We start from the raw sequence: 25,210 nt of genomic DNA, 5'->3' as shown, positions 1-25,210 counted from the left end.
GGTCAGCGCGCCTGCTTGCGCAGCAGCAGCGCGGCCAGGCCGATCAGCACCGGCCCGGCCAGCGCCAGCGGCAGGAAGGACCCGCCGAGATCGCCGAAGCTCAGCGCCTTGGAAAAGGTGCCGCGCGCGATCGTCATGAAATGGCTGGTCGGATAGACCTGCCCGATCAGCGCGCCGACGCCTTCCAGCGAGGACACCGGATCGGTCATGCCGGAGAACTGCACGGCGGGAATCAGCGTGATCAGCGCCGTGCCAAAGATCGCCGCGATCTGGCTGGAGATGAAGGCGGAAATCACCAGCCCCAGTGCGGTGGCCGCCACCACATACATCAGCGCGGCGGTGGCCAGCGCCAGGAAGCTGCCGGTGAAGTTCACGCCGAAGCCGAAGATGGCGAAGCCCGCCAGCATCAGGAAGTTCATCATCGCCAGCGCCACATAGGGCGCCTGCTTGCCCAGCAGGAATTCCAGCCGCGTCACCGGGGTGACGTAGAAGTTGAGGATCGAGCCCAGCTCCTTCTCCCGCACCACGCTCAGCGCCGCCAGCATGGCCGGGATCATCATCAGCAGCAGCGGAATCACCGCCGGCACGATGGCCACCAGGGACTGCACATCCGGATTGTAGCGGTAGCGGATTTCCAGCGTGAAGCTGCCCAGCGCCGCGGCCGCGGCGTGGCCTTCGCGCGCGCGCTGGGTCAGCCAGGCGGCATGCATGCCCTGCACATAGCCGCGCACCGTCTCTGCCCGCGTCGGCATGGCGCCATCGATCCAGGCGCCGATCTCCACCGGCCGGCCGCGCGCCAGGTCCCGCCCGAAGCCGGCGGGAATTTCGATGGCAAGACTGATCTCGCCGCGCCTCATGCGCCGGTCGAGATCGGCATAGTCAAGGATCGGCGGCTGCTCGATGAAGTAGCGGGAGCCGCCGATCTGCCCCCGGTAGTCGCGGCTGGCGGCGCTGCCATCGCGGTCCAGCACGGCGAAGGTCAGGTTCTCGACATCCAGGTTGATGCCATAGCCGATGACGAACATCAGGATCAGGCTGCCGATCAGCGCCAGGGCCGTGCGGATCGGGTCGCGCCGCAGCTCCAGCGCTTCCCGCCACGCATAGGCGCCCAGGCGGCGCGGATCGAAGCTGCGCGGGGCTGGGGCCAGCGCCGTGGCGTCTGGTGCCGGCGGCGCTTCGGGCGCCGTGGCCTCCGCCCCCATCGCCTCCTGCAAATGATCGATGAAGGCCTCCTCCAGCGTCGCCGCGCCGCGGGCCGCGCGGATCGCCTGCGGCGTGTCGCTGACCAGCACGCGGCCGGCATGCATCAGGGAGATGCGGTCGCAGAGCGCCGCCTCGTTCATGAAATGGGTGGAGACGAAGATCGTCACCTGATCCTGCCGCGACAGCTCCGCCAGGATGCGCCAGAAGGCGTCGCGCGCCACCGGATCGACGCCGGAGGTCGGCTCATCCAGGATCAGCAGGCGCGGCGCATGGATCATCGCCACGGCCAGGGACAGGCGCTGCCGCATGCCGAGCGGCAGGGATTCCGGCAGCGCCTCCATCACCTCCTCCAGCCCGAAGCGGCGGCACATCTCGGCGATGCGGTCGGGGATGGTCTGGGGCGGCAGGTTGAACAGGCGGGCATGCAGGTCGAGGTTCTGGCGCACCGTCAGCTCGGTATAGAGCGAGAAGGCCTGCGACATGTAGCCGACGTGCCGCCGCGCGGCGACGTCCTGCGCCGCGACGGGCTGGCCGAACAGTTTCGCCGTGCCGGCGCTGGCCGGCAGCAGGCCGGTCAGCATCTTCATCGTCGTGGTCTTGCCGCAGCCATTGGAGCCGAGGAAACCGAAGATCTCGCCACGTGGGATGCGGAAGCTGACATCGTCGACGGCGGTGAAATCACCGAAGCGCATGGTCAGGTGCTCGGCCTCGATCGCGATCTCCGCCTGCGCCGCCGCCGGGCGGGGCGGGATCGACACCGCCTGGTGGCCGGCGCGGCGCGCCTCCGGCAGCAGGGCGATGAAGGCGGCGTCCAGATCCACAGCGCCGGTCTGCGCCAGCAGGTCGCCCGGCGTGCCGGTGGCCAGCACGCGCCCAGCCTCCATCGCCACCAGCCAGTCGAAGCGCGCGGCCTCCTCCATGTAGGCGGTGGCGACCAGCACGCTGAGGCCGGGCTGGCCGGCGCGGATGGCCGCGATCAGCTCCCAGAACTGGCGGCGGGAGAGTGGGTCCACGCCGGTGGTCGGCTCGTCCAGGATCAGCAACTCGGGGTCGTGGATCAGCGCGCAGCACAGGCCGAGCTTCTGCTTCATGCCGCCGGACAGCTTGCCGGCCGGCCGGTCGGCGAAGCGGGCCAGGCCGGTGCTGCGCAGCAGCCCGGCGATGCGGCGGGCGCGCTCCGCTTTGCCATGGCCGAACAGGCGGCCGAAGAAATCGACATTCTCGAAGACGGAGAGCGTGGGGTAGAGGTTCTTGCCCAGGCCCTGCGGCATATAGGCGATGCGCGGCCCGCTGCGCCGGCGATGCGCGGCCTGGGCCATGTCGCCGCCCAGCACCTCCACCCGCCCCTTCTGGATCGCCTGGGCGCCAGCGATCAGCGCCAGCAGGCTGGATTTGCCAACGCCATCCGGCCCGATCAAGCCGACCACGCAGCCCGCGGGCAGGTCCAGCGTCACCCCATCCAGTGCCTTGTTGGCGCCATGGGACAGCACGACCTGTTCCAGCCGCGCCACCGGCGGTGTCGTCACGGCGCGATCGTCGCCCGCAGGGCGGCCGGCCATTCCGTGGCGGGGTCGAGGCGGACATAGGCGATGCCGGGCAGGCCGGTCTTCACCTGCTCCATATGCTGGCGCAGCAAGGCGGGGGGAATGCGCAGGCGGATGCGGAACATCAGCTTCTGACGTTCCAGCGCCGTCTCCACCGTGCGGGGCGTGAATTGCGCGGTGTCGGAGACAAAGGAGACCTCGGCGGGAATCACCAGCCGTGGCGCCGCATCCAGGATGATGCGCCCCTCCGCGCCATAGGCGGTGCGGCCGGCCTGTTCGGTCGGCAGGAAGAAGGTCATGAAGACGTCGGTGACGTCGATCAGGTTCAGCACGCGCCCGCCGGCGGCCAGCACCTCGCCGGGCTGGGAGACCAGGTATTGCACGCGGCCGTCACGCGGCGCGCGCAGCGTACTGTCCGCGATTTCCACATCGATCCGTTGCAGCGTGGCCTGCGCGGCCTCCACCGCCGCTTCCGCATCCACCACCTGCGATTCCGCGGCGCCGATGCCGGCCTCGGCGGCGGCGAGCTGCGCGCGCGCGGCGCCGGTGGCGGCGATGGCGCCCTGCACGCGGGCGCGGTCGTCATCCAGCAGTTGCAGCGGGGCGTTGTTGCCACGGGCGAGCTGCTCGGTGCGGGCGACGCGCCGTTCCGCTGCCTCCCGCTCCGCCTCGCGCTGCGCCAGCACGGCTTCCGCCGCCATGCGTTCCGCCTGGCGCTGCGTGACGACGCTGCCGGCGGTGCGGATGGCGATGCGCGCGCGTCGGAGCTGCGCCTCGGCTTCCCGCCGCTGTGCCTGCAACTGGTCGGTGTTCATGCGCGCGATCACCTGGCCGGCGGTCACGAAGTCGCCCTCGCGCACCGCAACCTCCTGCAACCGGCCGGCGAGCTTGGTGGCAACGTCGATTTCCACCGCCTCGATACGGCCATTGCCGCTGGCGATGCCGCTGGGCAGCCCGGCAGGCTGCCAGGCGCGCCAGCCATAGAAGGCTGCGACGGCCACGATCAGAAGCAGCGCCACCAGAGGAAGGTGGCGCCGGGCACCGGCCATCATGCGGCGTATCCGGACTGGATCAGTTGCCAGGACCCTGCAACAGCTTCCACGACCTGCCGGCTTCTGCCGAATAGGCTTCCATCGCCGAGCGCAGGAACTGGCCCTGGCGCTCCATCATCTCGGCCGGGCTGCGGCAGCCGGCCAGGCCTTCCAGGAACTCCGCCTGGGCGCGCAGCCGCTGCGCGGCGAAGCTCATCGCCTCCTCCTGCAACTTGGCGGGCACGTCCATCATCGGCTTGGTCCAGTCCCCGGTGGCGAGGAATGGGTTCGCCGGGGTGGTGCCGGGCTGCGGCGCGGCGGCGGCCTTGTGGTTCGACATGATCGATCCCTGCCTCTTGCGGTGGAAGCACCTGACTAGGCGCCACTGCCTCGCCAGGCATTGATCTGCGTCAAGGACTCCCGACCGCCACCGCCGCTACTGCGCAGCACGCCAAAGGCCGCCGCGATTTGTCGTGGTGCCAGTCCTGCGCTGCGATCTCACGAATGCGCGATCGCGGCTTCTGGGCCAGGACAGTGAAGGATCCATGACATGACGAAGGCTCTCACGGAAGCGTGCACGGCGCGGCGCGAGGACCCGATCGGCACCGAGGGCTTTCGGGCCATGGACCGCATGGCGGAGGCGCTGAGCGCGAAATCCTCCTCCGGCATCTCGCGTGCCGCACTGGCATTGGCGCTGTTCGACTGGTCCATCCACTTGGCACGCGCCCCCGGCAAGCAGGCGGAGTTGTTGCAAAAGGCGCTGCGCAAAGCCACGCGGCTGGCCGGCGAGATGACGGCGGGCGCCCTGCATCCGGAAGCCCCGCTGTGCATCGCACCCCTGCCAGGCGATACGCGCTTCCAGCACCCCGGCTGGCAGCAATGGCCTTTCCGCCTGTGGCAGCAGGCCTTCCTGCTCAATCAGCAATGGTGGCACAACGTCACCCATGATGTGCCCGGGGTGACGCCGCATCATGAGGAGGTGGTGTCCTTCCTGACGCGGCAGATCCTCGACATGTTCTCGCCCGCCAACCTGCCCTTCACGAATCCCGAGGTGCTGCAGGCCACCGTGCAGACCGGTGGCATGAACCTGCTGCAAGGGATGCGGAACTGGATGGAGGATGCCGGCCGGACGATGGCCGGCCAGCCGCCTTTGGGGGCCGAGGATTTCGTCGTCGGCCGCGACGTGGCGCGCACGCCGGGGCGCGTCGTTCACCGCAACCACTTGATGGAGCTGATCCAATACGCGCCGATGACGGAGCAGGTGAAGGCGGAGCCGATCCTGATCGTGCCGGCCTGGATCATGAAATACTACATCCTGGACCTCTCGGCGCAGAACTCGCTGATCGCCTATCTCGTGGCGCGCGGGCATACGGTGTTCTGCATCTCCTGGCACAATCCCACGGCGGCGGATCGTGACCTGGCGCTGGACGATTATCGCCGGCTGGGTGTGATGGCCGCGCTGGAAGCGGTGGGGGCCATACTGCCGGGGCAGCGCATCCATGCCACCGGCTACTGCCTGGGTGGCACGCTGCTGGCCATCGCCGCGGCCGCGATGGCGCGCGTCGGCGACAACCGGCTGGCCTCGCTGACGCTGCTGGCGGCGCAGACCGATTTCAGCGAACCGGGGGAGCTGGCGCTGTTCATCGACCACAGCCAGATGCATCTGCTGGACAGCATGATGTGGGATCGCGGCTACCTGGCCGCGGACCAGATGGCCGGCGCCTTCCAACTGCTGCGCTCCAACGACCTGATCTGGTCGCGCATGGTGCATGATTATCTCATGGGCGAGCGCGCGCCGATGATCGACCTGATGGCCTGGAACGCGGACACCACGCGCATGCCCTATCGCATGCATGCTGAATATCTGCGCCGCCTCTACCTCGACAATGAATTCGCGGCGGGTCGGCTGATGGTGGATGGCCGGCCGGCGGCGCCGCAGAATATCCGCGTGCCGGTCTTCGCGGTGGGCACCGAACGCGACCATGTCGCGCCCTGGAAGTCGGTCTACAAGATCCACGCCTTGGCGGATGCGGATCAGGTGACCTTCGTGCTGACCAGCGGCGGCCACAATGCCGGCATCGTCAGTGAGCCGGGGCACCCCCACCGCCATTACCGGATCACCACGCGCCAGCCGGGCGATGCCTGGCGGGATGCGGAGGAATGGATGGAGCTGCACGTGCCGCAGGAGGGATCCTGGTGGCCGGCCTGGATCGATTGGCTGGAGGCGCAGACGCCGGGGGACTCCGTGCCGCCACCGCCCATGGGGGCGCCGGAGGCCGGCTACCCACCACGAGACGACGCGCCCGGCACCTATGTGCTGCAAAGGTGAGGATGATGACCCAGCCGCTTCTCAGAAACCGCACCTTCGACGAGATGCAGACGGGCGAAAGCGCCTCGCTGGTCCGCATCGTAGGTCGCGATGATATCGAGCTGTTCGCCCGCGTCTCCGGCGATGTGAATCCCGCGCATCTCGACGCCACCTTCGCCGCCACCGGCCTGTTCGGCCATGTCGTCGCGCATGGCATGTGGACCGGCGCCCTGGTCTCCGCCGTGCTCGGCACGCGGCTGCCGGGGCCGGGCACGATCTATCTGGCGCAGGAACTGCGCTTCCTGAAGCCCGTCTCGCCCGGCGACGTGGTGACCGCGACCGTCACGGTGCGGGAAAAGCGGGATGCGAAGCGCATCGTGCTGCTCGACACCGTCTGCACCAACCAGAAGGGGGAGAAGGTGCTGGAAGGCGTGGCGACGGTGATCGCGCCGGCCAATGCCATCGCCTGGCCGCGCACGGAACTGCCGGAGATCTCGATCCGGCGGCATGACCGCTACGACGCCTTCATCGAACGCGCGCGGGGCGGGCCGATGCTCGCCGCCGGCATCGTGCATCCCTGTTCCACCGCGGCCATCCTGGCGGCGGTGGAGCTGCGCGACGAAGGGCTGCTGGAACCGCTGCTGATCGGGCCGGAGGCGAAGATCCGCGCGGCGGCAGAGGCGGCGCGGGTCTCGCTGGATGGCATCGTCATCGACCCGGTGCCGCACAGCCACGCCGCGGCCGCACGGGGTGTGGAGCTGGCGGCTTCCGGTCGCGTCGCGATGCTGATGAAGGGCAGCCTGCACACGGATGAGCTGCTGAGCGCCGTGCTGGCGCGGGAATCCGGCCTGCGCACCGAACGCCGCATCAGCCATGTCTATGCGATGGACGTGCCGGCCTATGCAAAGCCCCTGGTCATCACCGATGCGGCCATCAACATCCTGCCGACGCTCGAGCAGAAGCGCGACATCTGTCAGAACGCCATCGACATGCTGCGCCGGCTCGGCCTGGAACAGCCGCTGGTCGCGGTGCTGGCGGCGGTGGAGACGGTGAACCCACGCATGCCCGCGACGCTGGACGCGGCGGCGCTGACAGTGATGGCGGCGCGCGGGCAGATCACCGGCGGGCTGGTGGATGGGCCGCTGGCCTTCGACAATGCGGTGAGCCCGGATGCGGCGCGCATCAAGGGCATCACTTCCCCGGTCGCGGGCCAGGCGGATATCCTGCTGGTCCCGGATCTGGAAGCGGGGAACATGCTGGCCAAGCAGCTTCTGTATTTCGCGGGCGCCACTGCCGCGGGGCTGGTGCTCGGCGCGCGGGTACCGATCATCCTGACCAGCCGCGCGGATTCGCTGACCACGCGCATCGCCTCCGCCGCCCTGGCGAAGCTGCTGGCCGCGCCGGTGCCGGCGGGTGGGGTTCTCGCGCCATGAGCGAGCCGCTGCTGCTGACCTTCAACGCCGGGTCCTCCACCGTGAAGCTCGGCCTTTTCGCCATTCGGGCAGGGCAGGCCTGCCGGCTGGCCGGCGGCGCGCTGGATCTACGCCATGCGCCGCTGGTTCTGCAGTTCAACGATCAGCGGATCGCGCTGAACGGCACGCCGGAGACCATGCTGGCCGATGTGCTGACGGCGATCGACACGCGCTTTGACCTGTCGCGCCTGGCCGTCGCCGGGCACCGCGTGGTGCATGGTGGGGAGGATTTTGCCGGCCCCGCCCGGATCGATGCCGACAGCCTCGCGGCGATCGAGACGCTGGTCCCGCGCGCGCCGCTGCATCAGCCGCAAAGCCTGCGCCTGATCCAGGCGCTGCATGCGCTGCGCCCGGCGCTGACGCAGACCGCCTCCTTCGACACCGCCTTCCATCGCCAGCATGCGGATGAGGTCTGCCGCTTCGCCATTCCGCGCGCGCTGCACGAGGAAGGCATCAAGCGCTACGGCTTCCACGGCCTGTCCTATGCCTCCATCGCCGCGAAGATGGCGCAGCGCATGCCGGCGCTGGCGGCAGGCCGTGTCGTGGTGGCGCATCTCGGCAGCGGTGCCAGCCTCTGCGCGCTGGAAGGCGGCATCAGCCGAGACAGTTCGATGGGCTTTTCCACATTGGACGGAATCCCGATGGCGACGCGCCCCGGCGCGCTCGACCCCGGCGTGCTGCTGCATCTTCTCGGAGCCGGTGGCCTGACCTTGGCGGCACTGGAAGACATGCTGAACCGTCGCAGCGGGTTGCTCGGCATGTCCGGTCTCAGCGCTGACAGCCGCGACCTGCTGGCCAGCGACCGACCGGAAGCGCGACAGGCGGTGGATGTCTTCACCTTCCGCATCGCGGGCGAGGTGGCGCGGCTGGCGACCACGCTGGGCGGGCTGGATGCGCTGGTCTTCACCGCCGGCATCGGTGAGCACCAGCCCGAAATCCGCGCGCCCGTCTGCGCCCGCCTCGCCTGGCTGGGCGTCGCATTGGACGAAGCGGCCAATGCCGCGAATGCCGAAACCATCAGCGCCGCCGGCAGTCGCATCGCCGTGCTGGTGCTGCGGACCGATGAGGAGCAGGTGGTGGCGGATGAAGCGCTGTCCCTGCTGCGCGAGGAAGGAGCCTGACATGACCCCGATCGTGGATCTCGCCGGCAAGCGCGGGTTGGTGGTGGGCATCGCCAATGGCCAGAGCATCGCCGCCGGCTGCGCCACCGCCTTTCGCCAGGCCGGGGCCGAACTCGCCGTGACCTATCTGAACGAGAAGGCGGCGCCCTTCGTGCGCCCGGTGGCGGAGGAGCTGGGCGCGGCGATGCTGCTGCCCTGCGACGTGCGCATCCCCGGCCAGCTCGAAGCGGTGTTCGATCGCGTCGCGCGGGATTGGGGCCGGTTGGATTTCCTGCTGCATTCCATCGCCTTCGCCCCGCGCGAGGATCTGCATGCCAGCGTCGTCAATTGTTCAGCGGAGGGATTCGCCATGGCGATGGACGTCTCCTGCCATTCCTTCCTCCGCATGGCGCGGCTGGCGGCGCCGCTGATGACGGAAGGCGGCAGCCTGATGACCGTCAGTTTCTACGGTGCTGACCGGGTGGTGGAGAATTACAATCTGATGGGGCCGGTGAAGGCCGCGCTGGAATCCAGCGTGCGCTACATCGCCGCCGACCTCGCGCCACGCCGCATCCGCGCCTTCGCGATTTCGGCCGGCGCCATCCTTACCCGCGCGGCCTCGGGCATCGACCGCTTCGACGAGTTGCTGGATCGCGTGCGGGCGCGCACGCCCAGCGGCCATCTGGTCAGCATCGAGGAGATCGGCCGCATCGCCGCCTTCCTGGCAAGCGAGGCGGCGGCGCCGATGAGTGGTTCGGTGGTGCATGCCGACAATGGTGCGCATACCGTGGCGTGATCACGCCTTGCCGCCGAAGCGCGCCGCCGTGCCCTCCGCCATCCGCTGCACCACGGCATACAGCGCCGGAATCACCAGCAACCCCAGGCTGGTCGCGGCCAGCATGCCGCCCAGCACGGTAAAGCCGATGGCGCTGCGCGCACCCGCGCCGGCGCCGGAGGAAAAGGCCAGCGGCAGCACGCCGATGATGAAGGAAATCGCCGTCATCAGCACGGCGCGGAAGCGCTGCGCGGCGGCGATGGTGGCAGCCTCCGCCACGCTTTTCCCCGCATCGCGTTGTAGCCGCGCGAATTCGACGATCAGGATGGCGTTCTTGCTGGCCAGGCCGATCAGCAGCACCAGCCCGATCTGCGCATAGAGGCTGTTCTCCAGCCCCACCAGCGTCAGAGTCGCGGTGGCGCCCAGCCCCGCCACGGCAAGCGACAGCAGGATCGGCAGCGGCAGGGTCCAGCTTTCATACTGCGCCAGCAGGAACAGATAGGCGAAGGCCAGCGCCACGGCGAGGATCACCGGCAGCTGAGCGCCCGCCCGCAACTGCTGGAAGGCAGTGCCGGACCATTCGTAGCTGTAGCCTTCCGGCAGCACCTCCGCCGCCGCATCCTGCAAAGCCTCGATCGCCGCGCCGGTGCTGGCGCCCTCCGCCGCCTGCGCATTGATCTGCGCGGCCAGCGCAAGATTGTAGCGGGACAGCGCGTAGGGTCCGAGTTCGGTCTCGATGCCCGCCAGGGCGCGCACCGGCACCATGCCGCCCTCCGCATTGCGCAGATGCACCTCCAGCACGTCATCCGGCGTGGCGCGATGCGGCGCATCGGCCTGCATCACCACCTGGTAGACGCGGTTGGCATAGGTGAAGTCGTTGACGTAGCGGGACCCGAAGAAGGCACCGATGGTGGAGAACACCTCGCCAACGCCGACCCCAAAGGCTTCGGCCCGCGTTCTGTCGAGGTTCAGGCGAATCTGCGGCACCTCTGCCGAAAAGCTGGAGGAGGCGCTGCCCACTGCCTGGTGTCCGTTGGCGGCGGCCACCAGGGCGCGGGTGACCTCCGCGAGTTCCTGCGGCGATTGGCCGCGCTGCGCCTGCAAGCGGAAGTCGAGGCCACCAACCGATCCGGCGCCCGGCAAGGCGGGCGGCGGGAAGGCGATGACCTGGGCTTCCGGGATCGCGGCGAAACGCTGTTGCAGCGTGCCGAGAATACGGCCGAGCCCTTCCGCTTCCGCGTCGCGTTCGTTCCAGGGATGCAGCGCCGCCAGGCCAAATCCGCCATTCGGCCGCGGCGATCCCTGCAACATGCTGAAGCCGGCGACCATCACCACGTCGCGCACGCCCGGCGTCTCCGCCATGATCTGCCGCACCTGCGCCACCACCGCTTCCGTCCTTTCCAGGGAGGCGGCATCGGGAAGCTGGATATCGACGAAGACCGCACCCTGGTCCTCATTGGGCACCAGGGTCGAAGGCAGCGTCATGAACAGATAGACGGCGCCGGCCATGCTGAGCAGCACCACGCCCAGCGCCAGCACGGCGCGCCCCACCAGCCAGCCGACCGCGGAGACATAGCGGTCGCGCAGCCAGTCCAGCCCGCGTGCGAAGGCGGCCAGCGGCCCGCGCCCCGGTTGGCTGCGATGCAGCAGGCTGGCCGCCAGCGCCGGCGCCAGCGTCAGCGCGACGACGGAGGACAGGAGGAGGGCGGAGGAGATGGTGATGGCGAATTGCCGGTAGAGCTGGCCATTGATGCCAGGAAGGAAGGCGGTGGGCACGAAGACCGCCAGCAGCACCAGCGTGGTGGTGATGATCGGCGTCGAGACCTGGCCCATGGCCCGGTGCGCGGCCTCGGCGGGGGTGATCTCCGGCGTCTCCTCCAGGATGCGCTCGACATTCTCCACCACCAGGATCGCGTCATCGACCACCAGGCCGATGGCCAGGATCAGCGCCAGCAGGCTGACGGTATTGGCGGAAAAGCCAGCGGCCAGCAGCACCGCCAGCGTGCCGATCAGGGAGACCGGAATGGTCAGCGCCGGGATCAGCGTGGCGCGCCAACTGCGCAGGAAGACGAAGGTGACCAGAACGACGATGACGAAGGTCATCCCCAGCGTCACCAGAATCTCCCGCACCGTCGCACGGACGAAGGCGGTGGCGTCGTAGATCACCGCATATTCCATCCCCTGGGGAAAATCCCCTTCCAGCCGCAGCAGCTCCGCCCGCACCGCATCGGCGGTGTCCAGCGCATTGGCACCGGGGGATTGGGAGATGGTCATCATCGTGGCCGGCTGGCCGCGAAAGCGGGCGCCCGCCATGTAGCTCTGCGCGCCCAGCTCCGTGCGGGCGATGTCGCGGATGCGCAGGATGGCGCCATCGGCGCCGGCGCGGATGATGATCTCGCCGAAGGCCGCGGCATCCGGCAGGCGGCCTTCCGCCAGGATCGTGTACTGGTCCTGCTGCCCGGCCGGGGCCGGTGCACCGCCGGCCTGGCCGAGCGAGGCCTGCACATTCTGTCGCGCGATCGCCGCCGCCACATCATCCGGCGTCAGCCCCAGCACCGCCATGCGATTCGGGTCCAGCCAGATGCGCATGGCATAGTCGGCCGTGCCGAGGGAGCGTGCCTCTCCCACACCCTCGATCCGCGACATCGCATCGGCGATCAGGGTACTCGCGTGGTTGCTGACCTCCAGCGGGTCCAGCGCGCTGCCTTCCGCCGGATGGAAGGCGATGGCGAGCAGGAAGTCGGGCGATTGCGCGCGCACCGTGACGCCCTGCTGCACCACCTGCGAGGGCAGCGAGGAGGAGGCGAGTTGCACGCGGTTCTGCACATTCACCTGGGCGATATCGGGATCGGTGCCGACCTCGAAGGTCACCGTCAGCGAGTATTGCCCGGCATTGGAGCTGTTGGAGGACATGTAGATCATGCCCTCCACCCCATTCACCGCGGATTCCAGCGGCGCGCCGACGGTATCGGCGATGACCTGCGCATTGGCGCCGGGATAGTTCGCCGAGACTGTGACCGATGGCGGCGCGATCCGCGGATATTGCTGCACCGGCAGGAACAGATAGGCGATGGCGCCGGCCAGCAGGATGACGATGGAAATCGCCGCCGCCAATCGGGGGCGGGAGATGAACAGGCTGGAAATCACGAGCCTTCACCCTGGCGCGACGGACGCACCGTCAGCCCATCGCGCAGGCGCTGCGTGCCCTGCACCACAATGGTCTCGCCGGCCTCCAGCCCACCCGAAACGGACCAGCCCCGCGGCAACCGCGCACCGGTCTGGATGCGGCGGCGCGCCACCGTGTCATCGGCACCGAGGACAAACACGAAGGTCCCCTCGCGATCCCTTTGCACGGCGGAAAAGGGCACCAGCGCCCGCCGTTCAGGCGCGCGCGCGGCCACGATCACGGTGACGAACTGGCCGGGCAGCAGGATCTCATCCGGATTGTCGAAGATGGCGCGCAGCGCGACGGTGCCGGTGTTGCTCGACACCTCGCTGTCCAGAAAGTCGAAGCGCCCGGGCAGGTCATACAGGCTGCCATTGGGCAGGCGCAGTTGCAGCGCCAGGTCGGGGGCGGTCGCGCCCTCGCGTTGCTGCGCCTCGCGGAAATCGACGATCATGCCCTGGGTGACGGAGAACACCACGCGCAGCGGCTGCAACTGCACGATGCGCGCCAGCGCGCCGCTATCCGGCCCCACCAGCGCGCCGGTGGTGAAGTTGGCGCGGCCGATGCGCCCATCGATGGCGGCTTCGATGCGGGTATAGGACAGCGTCAGACGTGCCAGCCGCACCGCCGCCTCCGCCGCCAGCACATCGGCACGCGCCGCGTCATAGATCGCCTGCGCCTCATCCACCCGCGCTTGCGGCACCGTATTGGTCCGCCGCAGTTCGGCACTGCGCCCCAGGCTGCGCTGGGCCTCCTCCGCCGTCGCCTGGGCGCGGGAGAGCTGCGCCTCGGCGGAGGCGAGTTCGGCCTCATGCTGCGCGGGGTCCAGCACGAACAGCGTGTCGCCACGCCGCACGGCAGAGCCTTCCTCGAAGGGCACCTCGGTGACGAAACCCTGCACGCGACTGCGGATATCGAGGCTGCGGATCGCCTCCACCCGCCCCACGAATTCCGCCGGGCGGCTGATCGGTTCCGCCGTCACCTCCGCCACCATCACCGCCGGAGGTGGCGGGGCGGGCTGCGCGGTGGCGGGCGCGACAAAGGCAAAGCCAGCCAGCATTCCCATGCCCGCCAGCATTCCGCTGCCGCACCACTTCATCATCGCCATGCTTCGTCCCCACTGCGCCTGCCGATGCAAGCCCCCGGCACCGGTGCAGTTGCGTCGGATCACGCGGGCGTGTCCGCCAAAAGGGCGCGTTTTGACTCAGGTCATGGCGGCGCCTTCATCTTCGGCAGAGGCTACGGCATCGCCGGCTCCGCCCCTGAGAGCCGGACTCAAAAGCCGGGACAGAGATCGTGATGACGATTCCGCAGGCCATCCCGCCGCCGCCGCACCGCGCGGGGTACCATTGGTGACGGCGCCGCAGCCCGCCTGGCACGCCCTTTCCGCCGAGGCGGCCACGGAACGCCTGCAAGCCTCTCCCACCGGGCTTTCGGCGGCGGAGGCGGCACGCCGCCTGTCGGATTACGGGCCGAACCGCCTGCCCGCCACGGCCCCGCGCAGTGCGCTGCGCCGTTTTCTCGGGCAATTCACCAACCTTCTTATCCACGTGATGCTGGCCTCCGCGATCATCGTCGCCCTGCTCGGCCATTTCACCGATGCGGCGGTGATCCTGGGCGTCGTGCTGGCCAATGCGGTGGTCGGCTTCGTGCAGGAAGGCCGCGCGGAACAGGCGCTGAATGCCATCCAGGACATGCTGACCCCGCACGCCTCCGCGCTCCGCGACGGGGCGCGGCGCACGGTGGATGCGGCGGATCTCGTGCCGGGCGACATCGTGCTGCTGGAAGCGGGCGATCGCGTGCCCGCCGATCTGCGCCTGATCCGCGCGCGCGGCCTGCGGATCGAGGAAGCGACGCTGACCGGCGAATCCGTGCCCGCGGAGAAGACCGTCGCGGCGGTGGCGGAGGCGGCGCCGCTCGGCGACCGCGCCAGCATCGCCTTCTCCGGCACGCTGGTCGCGACCGGGCAGGCGACGGGGCTGGTGGTGGCCACCGGTCCGGCGACGGAGCTCGGCCGGATCAGCGGCATGATCGGCGCGGTGCAGACCCTGGCCACGCCGCTGCTGCGGCAGATGGATATCTTCGCGCGGCGGCTGACCTTCGTCATCCTGGGCATCGCCGCCCTGCTCTTCGCGTTCGCCTGGCTGCTGCGCGGCTTCGCGATGGGGGATGCCTTCCTCGCCGTCATCAGCGTCGCCGTCGCCGCGATTCCGGAAGGGCTGCCGGCGGTGATGACCATCACCCTGGCGATCGGCGTGCGCCGCATGGCGGCGCGGCGTGCCATCGTGCGGCGGTTGCCGGCGGTGGAGACGCTGGGCTCCGTCTCCGTCATCTGTTCCGACAAGACCGGCACGCTGACCCGCAACGAGATGATGGTGGCGGCGGTGGACACCGCCCTCGGCCGCTTCGAGGTGACGGGCGAGGGCTATGCGCCCGAGGGCGCGGTAACGCTGGACGGCGAAGAGCCGGCGGAGGCCGCCCAGGCGCTGCTCGCCCGGCTGGCGCGCGCCAGCACCCTTTGCAACGACGCGGCGTTGCGGGAGGAGGCGAAGGATGGCTGGCTGGTGGCCGGCGATCCGATGGAGGGTGCGCTGCTGGCCTTCGCCGCCCGCGCCGGCGTGCCGGCCGAGGCCGCGCGGCTGCGCTTCCCGCGCCGGGACGAAATTCCCTTCGATTCCCGCCACCGCTTCATGGCGACGCTGCACACCGACCATGCGGGCGCCTTCGCCTGCGTGAAGGGCGCGCCGGAACGGCTGCTGGGGATGTGCGCGTGGCAGCGCGGGGCGGCCGGCGATACGCCGCTGGATGCCGCCGAATGGCACCGGCGGGCGGAGACGCTGGCCGCGTCCGGCCTGCGCGTCATCGCCGTGGCGGAGCTGGTCCTGCCGCAGGGCACGACGGCGCTGGCAGAGGCGGATGTGGAAGGCGGGCTGACGCTGCTCGGCCTGCTTGGCCTGATCGATCCACCGCGGGAGGAAGCGGTGGTGGCCGTCGCCGAATGCCAGGCCGCCGGCATCCGTGTGAAGATGATCACCGGCGACCATGCCGCCACCGCCGGCGCCATCGCCCGCCAGGTCGGGCTGCGCGGCGCCGGTTCCGTCATCACCGGCGCCGATCTCGACACGCTGGACGATGCGGCGCTGCGCGCGCGGGCGAAGGAGAGCGACGTCTTCGCCCGCACCAGCCCGGAGCACAAGCTGCGGCTGGTGGAGGCCTTGCAGGCGGATGGCGCCGTGGTGGCCATGACCGGGGATGGCGTGAACGACGCGCCGGCGCTGAAGCGCGCCGATGTCGGCGTCGCCATGGGTCAGAAGGGCACGGAGGCGGCGCAGGAGGCGGCCGAAATGGTTCTGGCCGACGACAACTTCGCCACCATCGCCGCTGCCGTCCGCGAGGGCCGCACCGTCTTCGACAATATCCAGAAGGTCATCGCCTGGACCCTGCCGACCAATGGGGGCGAGGCGCTGGTGGTGATCACCGCCATCCTGCTTGGCCTGACCCTGCCGCTGACGCCTGTGCAGATCCTGTGGATCAACATGGCGACCGCCAGCACGCTCGGCCTGGTGCTGGCCTTCGAGGAAGGGGAGGAGGATCTGATGCGCCGGCCGCCACGCTCGCCCAAGGACCCGCTGCTATCGGGCCTGCTGGTCTGGCGGGTGGTGCTGGTCTCCCTGCTGTTCACCCTTGCCACCTTCGCCATCTTCGGCCTGTCGCAATGGCGCGGCCTGTCGCTGGAGGCGTCACGGACGGCAGCGGTGAACACCATCGTGGTACTGGAGATCGCCTATCTGTTCAGCGTGCGGTTCGAGCGAAGCACATCCTTCACCTGGCGTGGGGCGATGGGCACGACGCCGGTGCTGCTCGGCGTGGGCGGCGTGGTGCTGCTGCAACTGGCCTTCACCTACCTGCCGCCGATGCAGGCATTGTTCGGCACCCGGGCGCTGCATCCGCTGTGGGATGGGCTGCCGATCCTGGTGGTGGGGCTGGCGCTGATGCTGGTGCTGGAGGCGGAGAAGGCGCTGCGCCGTCGCTGGACGGCGCAGCACACATCATGACAGGGGCGCTTCCGCCGCGAGCTGCGCGGGGGTGATGCGCCAGGCCGCCTCACCAGCGGCCGGCGGCTCCATCCACAGGGGCAGGGCGTTGGGCGTGCGCACATTCGCCTCCAGCCCCGCCGCCTGGCGCAGCGCGCGGAACAGCGCGCCATGCGCCACCACCAGCACCGGGCCGGGCAGCGACAGGGCGGCATTCACCCCGCGCACCGCGCGGTCGCGCAGTTGGACGAAAGTCTCCGCGCCTTCGGGGGTGTAGGCGCCGTCGATCCAGTCGTCATACCAGTCGCCCATCGGCAGCCCTTCCTGGCTGCCGAAATTCACCTCCGCCAGATCCGGGTCGAGCGACACCGGCAGGCCTATCGCGGCCGCCGCGATCTCCGCCGTGCGGCGCGCCCGCAGCAGGGGGGAGGCGACGATGCTGACGATGCCGGCGCCGGCCAAGGTGCGCGCCGCGCGCTCCGCCTGGGCCAGGCCGACATGGTTCAGCGGGATGTCGGTGCGGCCCTGGGACAGGCCCTGGGCGTTCCAATCCGTCTCGCCATGGCGGAGGAACCAGAAGGGGGTGGAGGTCAGCATGGCGTTGATCCCACTAACCCTTCAGGCCTTCCTGGGCCAAGGCACGCTGCACCGTCGGGCGGGCCAGCATGGCGTCCAGATGCTTCGCCAGATGCGGCGGCAGGGTCATGCCGGACCGGCGCGTCGCCCAGTATTCCACGAAGAACAGCGCCGCATCGGCGACGGAGTAGCCGGAGGCCAGCACATAGGTGCCGCCGGTCCAGTTCTTCTCCAGCGTCGCGAAATACTTGGTAGCAAGCGCCTTGCCCTGCTCCACCACCTGGGGAAGGTCTTCCTCACGCGGCGTGAAGTTGGCGGCGCGGAACTGCCGGGTGAAGCCCTGCGGGTGGATGGTGCCGCAGACATAGTCCAGCATTTCCAGGCAGCGCGTCTCGGCCTCGAAATCCGTCGGCATCAGCCCGGCCTCGGGGTTGGACTTGCCGAGCCACCAGGCGATCACCGGGAATTCGGTCAGCACCCGTCCATCGCCGCGATCCAGCGCCGGCACCTTTGCCTTCGGATTCACCGCCTGGAATTCCGGCTTGTGCTGCGCGCCATCCTTCAGCGCCACCAGCGACAGCTCATACGGCTTGCCGATTTCCTCCAGGATGATGTGGATGCCGAGGGAGCAGGCGCCGGGGGAATAATACAGCTTCATGGACAGGTCTCCGCGGATTTGGCGCGATGCTAGGCTGCGCCAGCCGGGGCGTCACCCCCTTGGCCGGGCGCGAGGGCCATGGGAAAAGAACCCATAATGCGGGAGAATTCGCCATGACAACGCGCCGGAGCCTGCTCGCCGGACTTGCCGCCACGCCCACCCTGGCCCTGCCCGGCCTGGTGCGCGCCCAGGGTGCCGCCTACCCCTCGCGCAACGTCACCGTCGTCGTGCCCTTCCCGCCCGGCGGCGGCACGGATGTGCTGGCGCGGGTGCTGGCGCAGAATTTCCAGGAGACGTGGCGGCAGACCGTGCTGGTGGAGAATCGCGGCGGCGGTGCCGGGCGGATAGGTCTGCAGATGGTTCAGCGCGCCCAGCCGGATGGCTACACGCTGATGGTCACCTCCACCGGCGGCATCATGGGCCTGGCGGGTCCCGGCGGCGATGCGCCCTTCCATGTGCGCGACCAGCTCACCCCGATCACGATGATCGCGGCGCCGGCCTATGTCATCGCCATGTATCCCGGCGTCGGCGCGAAGAATGTGGCGGAGCTGGTGGCGATGGCGAAGCAGCGCCCCGGCCACTTCACCTTCGGCAGCAGCGGCACCGGCGCGGCCAGCCATCTGGCGGCGGAGCTGTTCTGCTCCATGGCCGGGATCGAGATGCTGCACGTGCCCTACCGCGGCACCGGCCCGGCGCTGACCGACCTGATCGCCGGCCGCATCCATCTGATGTTCGCGCCACCCCAGACCGTGGCCGCGGCCGTCGCCGCCAATCAGGTGGTGAACCTGGCGGTGACCTCGGAACGCCCCTCCGCCCTGCTGCCGGGCGTGCCACCGGCCAGCACCACGGGCCTGCCGGGCTATGCCGCGGTGGGCTGGTTCGGCCTGTTCGGCCCGCGCGGCATGCCGGAGGCGGTGACCGCCAAGGTCGCCGCGGATGCCGCCACGGCGCTCGGCCTGCAATCCACCAAGGACCGCCTGGCGCCGCTGGGCGCGGAGCCGGAGCCGATGACGCCGGACGTCTTTGCCGGCTACATCGATGCGGACATCGCGAAGTGGCAGCGCGTGGTCCGCGAACGCAACATCACCCTCGAATAGGCTTTTCTCATGATCAGACTGGCGACCTTTCTTTCCCGCGGCGATCTGCGCCCGCGTCTCGGCGCGGTGGAGGGTGATGCGCTGCGGGATCTGTCCGCCACGCATGGTCCGGACCTGGACATGCGGCGTGCCTTGGCGCTGCCGATCGCGGAGTTGAAGACGCTGATCGCGCAGGCGACGCAGAAGCTTCCGCTCGCGACCTGCCACATCCTGCCGCCCATCCCCAATCCCGGAAAGATCTTCTGCGTCGGCAAGAACAGCAAGGTGCATCGCGCCGAGCTGGTCGCGCAGGGCATGCTGAAGGAAGACCCGCAGGAGCCGACCGGCTTCGTCAAGCTGGCCGAGACCCTTGTCGGCGAGGGCGCCCGCGTGGTGCGCCCCGACGGCATCACCACCTTCGACTACGAGCCGGAGCTGGCCTTCGTCGTGACGAAGCGCGCCTTCCACGTTTCGCGCGAGGATGCGCGCAGCCATGTCGGCGGCATCACCGTGCTGAACGACCTGACGGCGCGGGAGATTCAGAAGCAGGAAGTGATCTCCGGCACCAAGTTCTGGGTCTCGAAGAACATGCCGGGCTTCACGCCGGTCGGCCCCTATGTCGTGCCGATGGCGGAGGTTGCCGATCCCTACGACCTCTGGCTGACTTGCGACGTGAATGGCGAGCGCCGGCTGCGCGTCAACACCGATGAATACATCCACCGCATCGAGGGCATCATCGCGCATTTTACGCGCTTCATGCCCTTCGAGGTGGGTGACATCATCGCCACCGGCGCGCCGCGCGGCACCGCCATCGGCCATCCGAATGCGGCGGAGCTTTACATGAAGCCGGGCGATGTCTGCGTCGCCGGGCTCGAAGGGCTGATGGAGTTGACGACGCATATCGTGGCGCCCGGCGAGGCCTGAGCGCCGCCTCAGAATGGCGAAACCCGTGATGCGCAAAGGGCATCGCGGGTTTCGCGCGCTATTTTCAACAGCCCTGCCCCTCGCCACCCGCCGCCCGCTTCCCTAGGCTCCGCCACGAAGCTGGAGGAGCGCGAAATGTCGGGACAATTGCTGATCGTGAACGGCCTGGTCGTCACCATGGACGCGGAGCGCCGGGTGATCGAGCGCGGCGCGGTGCTGGTGGCGGAGGGCCGCATCGCCGCCATCGGCGACACCGCCGCGCTGCGCGCCGCGCATCCCGGCACGGCGGAGATCGATGCCGCCGGCAAGGCGGTTCTGCCCGGCCTGATCGACGCCCATGCCCATGCCGGCCACACGCTGGTGAAGACGCTGGGCGGCGGCGATGGTGGCCGCTGGACGGAATCGGTCGAGGCCATCTATCCGCGCGGCGCCACGCCCGATTTCTGGGGCGCCGATGGCGCGCTGGCGGCGCTCGAGAGGCTGAAGGCCGGCGTCACCACAGGCCTGTCGATCTTCGGCGCCTACGGGTCCCGCACCGATGATGCGGCACATGCCGAGGCCCATGCCGAGGGCTATCGCCGCATCGGCATCCGCAGCGTCCTCTGCCCCGGCGTTTCGCCGCCGCCCTACCCCAACCGGTTCTTCGAATGGCAGGGCGCGACGCATCGCGAAAGGCAGATCGGGCTGGAGGATCAGCTCGCCGTCTGCACCACGCTGGTCGAGCGGCTGCATGATGCGCAGGACAGCCTGACCCGCATCATGCTCTGCGCCCCGGTGGGCTATCCGGGCCGCCACGGCGTCACGCCGGAGACGGCCAAGATCTATCCGGAGGTGGCGAAGCAGGTCCGCGCCCTGTCCCGCGCCAAGGGCGTCGGCTTCACCCAGGACGGCCACAAGGGCGGCACGGTGCGGGACGCGATGGAGCAAGGCATCCTCGGCCCCGATGCCCTGCTGTCGCATTGCATCGAGCTTGGCGAGGACGAGATCCGCATGGTGGCGGAGACAGGGACGAAGATCGCCCACAACCCCTCCGCCAATATGTCCATCATCGGGCGCTGCCCGGCGATCGAGCTGATGGATGCGGGGGCCACCGTGGCCATTTGTTCGGACGGCACGGCGCCCGACCGCAGCTTCGACATGTTCCGCCACATGACCCAGGCGATGCACTACCACCGACGCCACTTCCGCGACGCCAAGGTGCTGCCGCCCGGCAAGGCGCTGGAGATGATCACCTGCGACGCCGCCAAGGCCCTGGGCATGGAGGCGGAGATCGGCAGCCTGGAGACCGGCAAGCGCGCCGACATCGCCATCATCGACCTGCGGAAGCCGCATCTCTGGCCCGGCGACATGCCGCTGTACCGCCTGGTCTGCTTCGCGCTGGGGTCAGATGTGGACACCGTGCTGGTCGGCGGCCGCGTGGTGATGCAGGGCCGCGTGGTGCGGACGGTGGAGGAGGATGCGGTGATGGATGCCGCGACGCGGGAGATCGGCCTGGCGCTGGACCGTACCGGCCTGCACGCCATGACCGCGACGCCGCCCGGCTTCTGGAATTCCACGCGCTACGTGTGATGCCAACGCCTGAAAAGGGTGACCTGCGGCCGCTGAAGCCGGCCGAGGTCGCGAATGCGACCCGCCGCAAGTGCGGCGTAGCCAAGCCCGCGGAGCGGGCGCCCGGCGCTTGAGGGTCTGGAAAGGCATACCAACGGTCGATGAAATCGAGCGTTGGTGTGAACACAAAAAAGGCCGGGCCGCTCGCGCGACCCGGCCGATCCTGCCGGCCGGCCCCGAAGGGCCGGCCTTTGGTATCAGACGGAGTAGTACATCTCGAACTCGACCGGGTGCGGGGTGTGTTCGAACTTGTACACGTCGGCCCACTTCAGCTCGATGTAGCTCTCGATCTGGTCCTTGCTGAACACGTCGCCGGCGAGCAGGAACTCGTGGTCGGCGGCCAGCGCGCCCAGCGCTTCACGCAGCGAACCGCACACGGTCGGGATGCCCTTCAGCTCCTCCGGCGGCAGGTCGTACAGGTCCTTGTCCATGGCATCGCCCGGATGGATCTTGTTCTTGATGCCATCGAGGCCGGCCATGAGCATGGCGGCGAAGGCGAGGTAGGGGTTCGCGCCCGGATCGGGGAAGCGGACCTCGACGCGCTTGGCCTTCGGGTTCGTCGCATAGGGAATGCGGCAGGAGGCGGAGCGGTTGCGGGCCGAATAGGCCAGCAGCACGGGGGCCTCGAAGCCCGGGATCAGGCGCTTGTAGGAATTGGTGGTCGGGTTGGTGAAGGCGTTCAGCGCCTTGGCGTGCTTGATGATGCCGCCGATGTAGTACAGCGCCATCTCGGACAGGTCGGCATAGCCGTTGCCCGCGAACACCGGCTTGCCGGCCTTCCAGATCGACTGGTGCACATGCATGCCGCTGCCGTTGTCGCCGTAGATCGGCTTCGGCATGAAGGTCGCGGTCTTGCCGTAACTGTGGGCCACGTTGTGCACGCAGTACTTGTAGATCTGCATGTGGTCGGCCTGCTGCACCAGCGGGCCGAACTTGGTGCCCAGCTCATGCTGGGACTGCGCCACCTCATGGTGGTGCTTCTCGATCGCCAGGCCCATCTCGCCCATGGTCGACAGCATCTCGGCGCGCAGGTCGCCTTCGCTGTCCACCGGCGCCACCGGGAAGTAGCCGCCCTTGACCACCGGGCGGTGGCCCATGTTGCCCTCGGGGTAGTCCTTCAGGCTGGCGCCCGGACCCTCGATGCTGTCGAGCTGGTAGATGCCGTAGTTGCCGCCCGTGCCGAACTTCACGCTGTCGAACACGAAGAACTCGGCCTCCGGGCCGAAGAAGGCCGTGTCGCCGATGCCGGTCGACTTCAGATAGGCCTCGGCGCGCTTCGCCGTGCTGCGCGGGTCGCGCGAGTACATCTGGCCGGTGGAGGGCTCCACGATGTCGCAGAACAGGATCATCTGCGGCTTGGCCGCGAAGGGATCCATCACCGCCGTGGCGGCGTCCGGCATCAGGATCATGTCGGACTCGTTGATCGCCTTCCAGCCGGCGATGGAGGAGCCGTCGAACATGATGCCGTCGACGAACACGTCCTCATCGATCGTGGAGACGTGCTGCGCCGTGTGCTGCCACTTGCCCTTCGGGTCGGTGAAGCGGAAATCGACGTATTCGACGCTGTGCTCCTTGATCATTTCCATGACCTTGGAGACGGCGGCGTTGGTGCCCCCAGCTGCCGGCTTCTTCGCCATCGTGTGCGGTCCTGTGTTTGTTCGTCCCGGTCCCATTGCCGCGCGGCGGGGACCGGCCCCCGCCACGCGCCCCGATGTACCCGTCGCCCCCCAAGGGGCTCCCCGGTCATCCGGTCAGCCTTCCCCGGCGTCTCGCCGGTCCGGCCCGTCTTCGCCCACCCGGCCCCCGGCCAGGCGGAAAGAAATCAAACCGCGTCGTCGCCCCGTTCGCCGGTGCGGATGCGGATCACCTCCTGCACGTCGCTGACGAAGATCTTGCCATCGCCGATGCGCCCTGTGCGGGCCGCGGCGGTGATCGCCTCGATCGCGCGTTCCATCAGATCATCGGGGCAGACCACCTCGATCTTCACCTTCGGCAGGAAGTCCACGACGTATTCGGCGCCGCGGTAGAGCTCGGTATGGCCCTTCTGCCGCCCGAACCCCTTCGCCTCGACCACGGTCAGCCCTTGCAGGCCGATCTCGTGCAGTGCGTCCTTCACCTCATCGAGTTTGAAGGGCTTGATGATCGCCTCGATCTTTTTCATCGGCTCCGTCGCTCCGCGTGCCGGCCGGAAGGGCCGAAGCACACGCTGTGTTCTCCCGGCTTCCGCCGCAAGGTTTCCTCCCGGCTTCCGCCGCAAGCAGGCAGCCCGCATTCGGCCACCCGGATCACCGCCATGGTGCCGCCTGACGGGGCGACAGGCCATACCCGCTCTCAAGGCTTCCTGTTGCATGGCGCGTGCCATCCGGGCAACGGCGCAGCGCGGGGATTCTCGCCGGGTCAGCATCAAAAACGATCAATTCATGGTCAAACAGCCTAATTATTAGGCGATGCTCCTCAGCCCAGTTGCACCTTTTCCCATCCCCCCGCATCATCGCCGCCCCGTCGCAAGACCAAGCCGCCTCCGCGCCTGAGAGAGCTTCCGTGAAACCCCAGAACGACCTTCTGTCCGCCACCGGCACCACGATCTTCACGGTGATGTCGGCGCTCGCCACGGAACATGGCGCGATCAATCTCGGCCAGGGTTTTCCCGATTATGACGGGCCGGAAGACGTCATCGAGGCCGCGGCCGCGGCGCTGAAGGACGGGCGCAACCAGTACCCGCCGATGTCCGGCCACCCGGACCTCCGCAACGCCGTCGCGGCCCATAACAAGCGCTTCTATGGGCTGGAGGTGGATGCCAATGCCGAGGTCATCGTCACCTCCGGCGCGACGGAGGCGATCACCGCCTGCCTGATGGCCGTGCTGAACCCCGGCGATGAATGCGTGCTGATCGAGCCGCTCTACGACACCTATCTGCCGGTGGTGAAGCTGCTGGGCGCCATCCCGAAGCTGGTGCGCCTGACGCCGCCGAAATGGGAACTGCCTCGCGCCGAACTGGCCGCCGCCTTCGGGCCGAAGACCAAGGCCATCCTGCTGAACACGCCGATGAACCCCACCGGCAAGGTGTTTACCCATGCCGAACTGGCCTTCATCGCGGACCTGATCGAGCGCCACGACTGCTACGCCATCTGCGACGAGGTCTATGAACACCTGACCTTCGACGGCTGGAAGCATGTGCCGCTGATGACGCTGCCGGGCATGCGCGAACGCTGCATGCGCATCGGATCGGCGGGCAAGACCTTCAGCCTGACCGGCTGGAAGATCGGCTATGTCACCTGCGACCGGTCGCTGGCGCCCAATGTCACCAAGGCGCATCAGAACCTGACCTTCACCACCGCGCCCAATCTGCAGCGCGGCATCGCCGTCGGCTTGGCCAAGGACGACGCCTATTTCGAGGGCGTCTCCGCCAGCCTGCAATCCAAGCGCGACCGCATGGCAGCCGGCCTGGCGCGACTCGGCTTCGGCGTGCTGCCGACCCAGGGCAGCTACTTCATCACCACCGATTTCCGGCCGCTGGGCTTCAACGGCGACGACGTGGCCTTCTGCCGCGCCTTGACGGTGGAGGCGAAGGTCACCGCCATTCCCGTCACCGCCTTTTACGCCAGCGCGGACGCGCCAAACCACTACGCCCGCTTCGCCTTCTGCAAGGGCGAGGCCGTGATCGACGAAGCCCTGGCCCGCATGGAGGCCTGGATCGCCGCCCGCGGCGCCAACCGCCACGCCGCGACCGGCTGA

At 69.0% G+C, this 25,210-nt stretch carries 18 protein-coding genes; 9 read left to right on the top strand and 9 right to left on the bottom strand.

From position 1 onward, the window contains the following. Positions 1-2: 2 nt before the first annotated feature. From rbbA to ACVFYP_RS13650, 3 genes are read right to left on the bottom strand one after another with little or no spacing between them, the layout of a single operon-like run. Positions 3-2,762 carry a ribosome-associated ATPase/putative transporter RbbA gene (rbbA, locus tag ACVFYP_RS13660; RefSeq protein WP_499200735.1) on the bottom strand — a complete coding sequence of 920 codons (2,760 nt, stop codon included), beginning with the start codon at positions 2,760-2,762 and terminating at the stop codon, positions 3-5. Beyond that, complete coding sequence (locus ACVFYP_RS13655; protein WP_499200734.1) at positions 2,726-3,799, bottom strand: HlyD family secretion protein; 1,074 nt, start codon at positions 3,797-3,799, stop codon at positions 2,726-2,728. The genes rbbA and ACVFYP_RS13655 overlap by 37 nt, the downstream gene beginning before the upstream one ends. A gap of 19 nt (positions 3,800-3,818) precedes the next feature. Next, the gene (locus ACVFYP_RS13650) at positions 3,819-4,118 is read right to left on the bottom strand and encodes a phasin family protein (RefSeq protein ID WP_499200733.1); all 300 of its coding nucleotides are present in this window, start codon (positions 4,116-4,118) and stop codon (positions 3,819-3,821) included. 210 nt (positions 4,119-4,328) lie between these two features. Here ACVFYP_RS13650 and ACVFYP_RS13645 point away from each other — a divergent pair, with 210 nt between their 5' ends. From ACVFYP_RS13645 to fabI, 4 genes are read left to right on the top strand one after another with little or no spacing between them, the layout of a single operon-like run. Continuing rightward, positions 4,329-6,107, top strand: coding sequence for a PHA/PHB synthase family protein (locus tag ACVFYP_RS13645; protein WP_499200732.1), 1,779 nt, complete (start codon positions 4,329-4,331; stop codon positions 6,105-6,107). A 5-nt stretch (positions 6,108-6,112) separates the two neighbouring features. Then, positions 6,113-7,519 carry a bifunctional enoyl-CoA hydratase/phosphate acetyltransferase gene (locus tag ACVFYP_RS13640; protein WP_499200731.1) on the top strand — a complete coding sequence of 469 codons (1,407 nt, stop codon included), beginning with the start codon at positions 6,113-6,115 and terminating at the stop codon, positions 7,517-7,519. Next, positions 7,516-8,679, top strand: a complete 1,164-nt coding sequence (locus ACVFYP_RS13635) for an acetate/propionate family kinase (RefSeq protein ID WP_499200730.1) — start codon at positions 7,516-7,518, stop codon at positions 8,677-8,679. The genes ACVFYP_RS13640 and ACVFYP_RS13635 overlap by 4 nt, the downstream gene beginning before the upstream one ends. 1 nt (position 8,680) lies before the next feature. Continuing rightward, positions 8,681-9,454 (top strand): enoyl-ACP reductase FabI, encoded by a 774-nt coding sequence (gene fabI, locus ACVFYP_RS13630; protein WP_499200729.1) that lies wholly within the window; start codon positions 8,681-8,683, stop codon positions 9,452-9,454. Here fabI and ACVFYP_RS13625 read toward each other — a convergent pair whose 3' ends face one another. Together ACVFYP_RS13625 and ACVFYP_RS13620 are read right to left on the bottom strand one after the other, a co-directional pair. Beyond that, on the bottom strand, positions 9,455-12,580 hold the full coding sequence (locus tag ACVFYP_RS13625; RefSeq protein WP_499200728.1) for an efflux RND transporter permease subunit: 3,126 nt from the start codon (positions 12,578-12,580) through the stop codon (positions 9,455-9,457). Then, entirely contained in the window at positions 12,577-13,707 is a 1,131-nt protein-coding gene (locus ACVFYP_RS13620; RefSeq protein ID WP_499200727.1) for an efflux RND transporter periplasmic adaptor subunit, read from the bottom strand. The genes ACVFYP_RS13625 and ACVFYP_RS13620 overlap by 4 nt, the downstream gene beginning before the upstream one ends. A gap of 244 nt (positions 13,708-13,951) precedes the next feature. Here ACVFYP_RS13620 and ACVFYP_RS13615 point away from each other — a divergent pair, with 244 nt between their 5' ends. After that, complete coding sequence (locus ACVFYP_RS13615; RefSeq protein WP_499200726.1) at positions 13,952-16,654, top strand: HAD-IC family P-type ATPase; 2,703 nt, start codon at positions 13,952-13,954, stop codon at positions 16,652-16,654. On the opposite strand, the gene ACVFYP_RS13610 is transcribed toward ACVFYP_RS13615, so the two are convergent. Together ACVFYP_RS13610 and ACVFYP_RS13605 are read right to left on the bottom strand one after the other, a co-directional pair. Continuing rightward, complete coding sequence (locus tag ACVFYP_RS13610) at positions 16,649-17,230, bottom strand: histidine phosphatase family protein (RefSeq protein WP_499200725.1); 582 nt, start codon at positions 17,228-17,230, stop codon at positions 16,649-16,651. The two genes, ACVFYP_RS13615 and ACVFYP_RS13610, sit on opposite strands and share 6 nt — an antisense overlap. Before the next feature lie 13 nt (positions 17,231-17,243). Next, positions 17,244-17,867 (bottom strand): glutathione S-transferase family protein, encoded by a 624-nt coding sequence (locus ACVFYP_RS13605; protein WP_499200724.1) that lies wholly within the window; start codon positions 17,865-17,867, stop codon positions 17,244-17,246. Positions 17,868-17,980: 113 nt separating this feature from the next. Here ACVFYP_RS13605 and ACVFYP_RS13600 point away from each other — a divergent pair, with 113 nt between their 5' ends. The 3 genes from ACVFYP_RS13600 (at position 17,981) to ACVFYP_RS13590 (ending at position 21,436) form a co-directional block, all read left to right on the top strand. After that, the gene (locus ACVFYP_RS13600; RefSeq protein WP_499200723.1) at positions 17,981-18,964 is read left to right on the top strand and encodes a Bug family tripartite tricarboxylate transporter substrate binding protein; all 984 of its coding nucleotides are present in this window, start codon (positions 17,981-17,983) and stop codon (positions 18,962-18,964) included. A 9-nt stretch (positions 18,965-18,973) separates the two neighbouring features. Then, positions 18,974-19,867: a fumarylacetoacetate hydrolase family protein gene (locus ACVFYP_RS13595; RefSeq protein ID WP_499200722.1), complete on the top strand. Its 894-nt coding sequence runs from the start codon at positions 18,974-18,976 to the stop codon at positions 19,865-19,867. Positions 19,868-20,002: 135 nt separating this feature from the next. Continuing rightward, the gene (locus ACVFYP_RS13590) at positions 20,003-21,436 is read left to right on the top strand and encodes an amidohydrolase family protein (protein ID WP_499200721.1); all 1,434 of its coding nucleotides are present in this window, start codon (positions 20,003-20,005) and stop codon (positions 21,434-21,436) included. Between the two features lie 236 nt (positions 21,437-21,672). Here the strand turns inward: ACVFYP_RS13590 and glnA are convergent, their stop codons facing one another. Then, positions 21,673-23,112: a type I glutamate--ammonia ligase gene (glnA, locus tag ACVFYP_RS13585; protein ID WP_499200720.1), complete on the bottom strand. Its 1,440-nt coding sequence runs from the start codon at positions 23,110-23,112 to the stop codon at positions 21,673-21,675. A 185-nt stretch (positions 23,113-23,297) separates the two neighbouring features. Continuing rightward, on the bottom strand, positions 23,298-23,636 hold the full coding sequence (locus ACVFYP_RS13580; RefSeq protein WP_499200719.1) for a P-II family nitrogen regulator: 339 nt from the start codon (positions 23,634-23,636) through the stop codon (positions 23,298-23,300). Between the two features lie 380 nt (positions 23,637-24,016). On the opposite strand from ACVFYP_RS13580, the gene ACVFYP_RS13575 reads away from it, so the two are divergent. Beyond that, positions 24,017-25,210 (top strand): aminotransferase, encoded by a 1,194-nt coding sequence (locus ACVFYP_RS13575; RefSeq protein ID WP_499200718.1) that lies wholly within the window; start codon positions 24,017-24,019, stop codon positions 25,208-25,210.

It is taken from the genome of Roseomonas sp. F4 (assembly GCF_053891155.1).
The sequence above is the reverse complement of the archived record's forward strand: the minus strand, read 5'-3'. Positions and strand labels throughout refer to the sequence as shown.

Coding starts and splice junctions, on each gene's coding strand:
- ACVFYP_RS13590 (WP_499200721.1), top strand. CDS start 20,003: ATGTCGGGACAATTGCTGATCGTGAACGGCCTGGTCGTCACCATGGAC.
- ACVFYP_RS13620 (WP_499200727.1), bottom strand. CDS start 13,707: ATGGCGATGATGAAGTGGTGCGGCAGCGGAATGCTGGCGGGCATGGGA.
- ACVFYP_RS13605 (WP_499200724.1), bottom strand. CDS start 17,867: ATGAAGCTGTATTATTCCCCCGGCGCCTGCTCCCTCGGCATCCACATC.
- ACVFYP_RS13650 (WP_499200733.1), bottom strand. CDS start 4,118: ATGTCGAACCACAAGGCCGCCGCCGCGCCGCAGCCCGGCACCACCCCG.
- ACVFYP_RS13610 (WP_499200725.1), bottom strand. CDS start 17,230: ATGCTGACCTCCACCCCCTTCTGGTTCCTCCGCCATGGCGAGACGGAT.
- ACVFYP_RS13655 (WP_499200734.1), bottom strand. CDS start 3,799: ATGATGGCCGGTGCCCGGCGCCACCTTCCTCTGGTGGCGCTGCTTCTG.
- ACVFYP_RS13580 (WP_499200719.1), bottom strand. CDS start 23,636: ATGAAAAAGATCGAGGCGATCATCAAGCCCTTCAAACTCGATGAGGTG.
- ACVFYP_RS13645 (WP_499200732.1), top strand. CDS start 4,329: ATGACGAAGGCTCTCACGGAAGCGTGCACGGCGCGGCGCGAGGACCCG.
- ACVFYP_RS13595 (WP_499200722.1), top strand. CDS start 18,974: ATGATCAGACTGGCGACCTTTCTTTCCCGCGGCGATCTGCGCCCGCGT.
- fabI (WP_499200729.1), top strand. CDS start 8,681: ATGACCCCGATCGTGGATCTCGCCGGCAAGCGCGGGTTGGTGGTGGGC.
- ACVFYP_RS13635 (WP_499200730.1), top strand. CDS start 7,516: ATGAGCGAGCCGCTGCTGCTGACCTTCAACGCCGGGTCCTCCACCGTG.
- ACVFYP_RS13640 (WP_499200731.1), top strand. CDS start 6,113: ATGACCCAGCCGCTTCTCAGAAACCGCACCTTCGACGAGATGCAGACG.
- rbbA (WP_499200735.1), bottom strand. CDS start 2,762: ATGGCCGGCCGCCCTGCGGGCGACGATCGCGCCGTGACGACACCGCCG.
- glnA (WP_499200720.1), bottom strand. CDS start 23,112: ATGGCGAAGAAGCCGGCAGCTGGGGGCACCAACGCCGCCGTCTCCAAG.
- ACVFYP_RS13600 (WP_499200723.1), top strand. CDS start 17,981: ATGACAACGCGCCGGAGCCTGCTCGCCGGACTTGCCGCCACGCCCACC.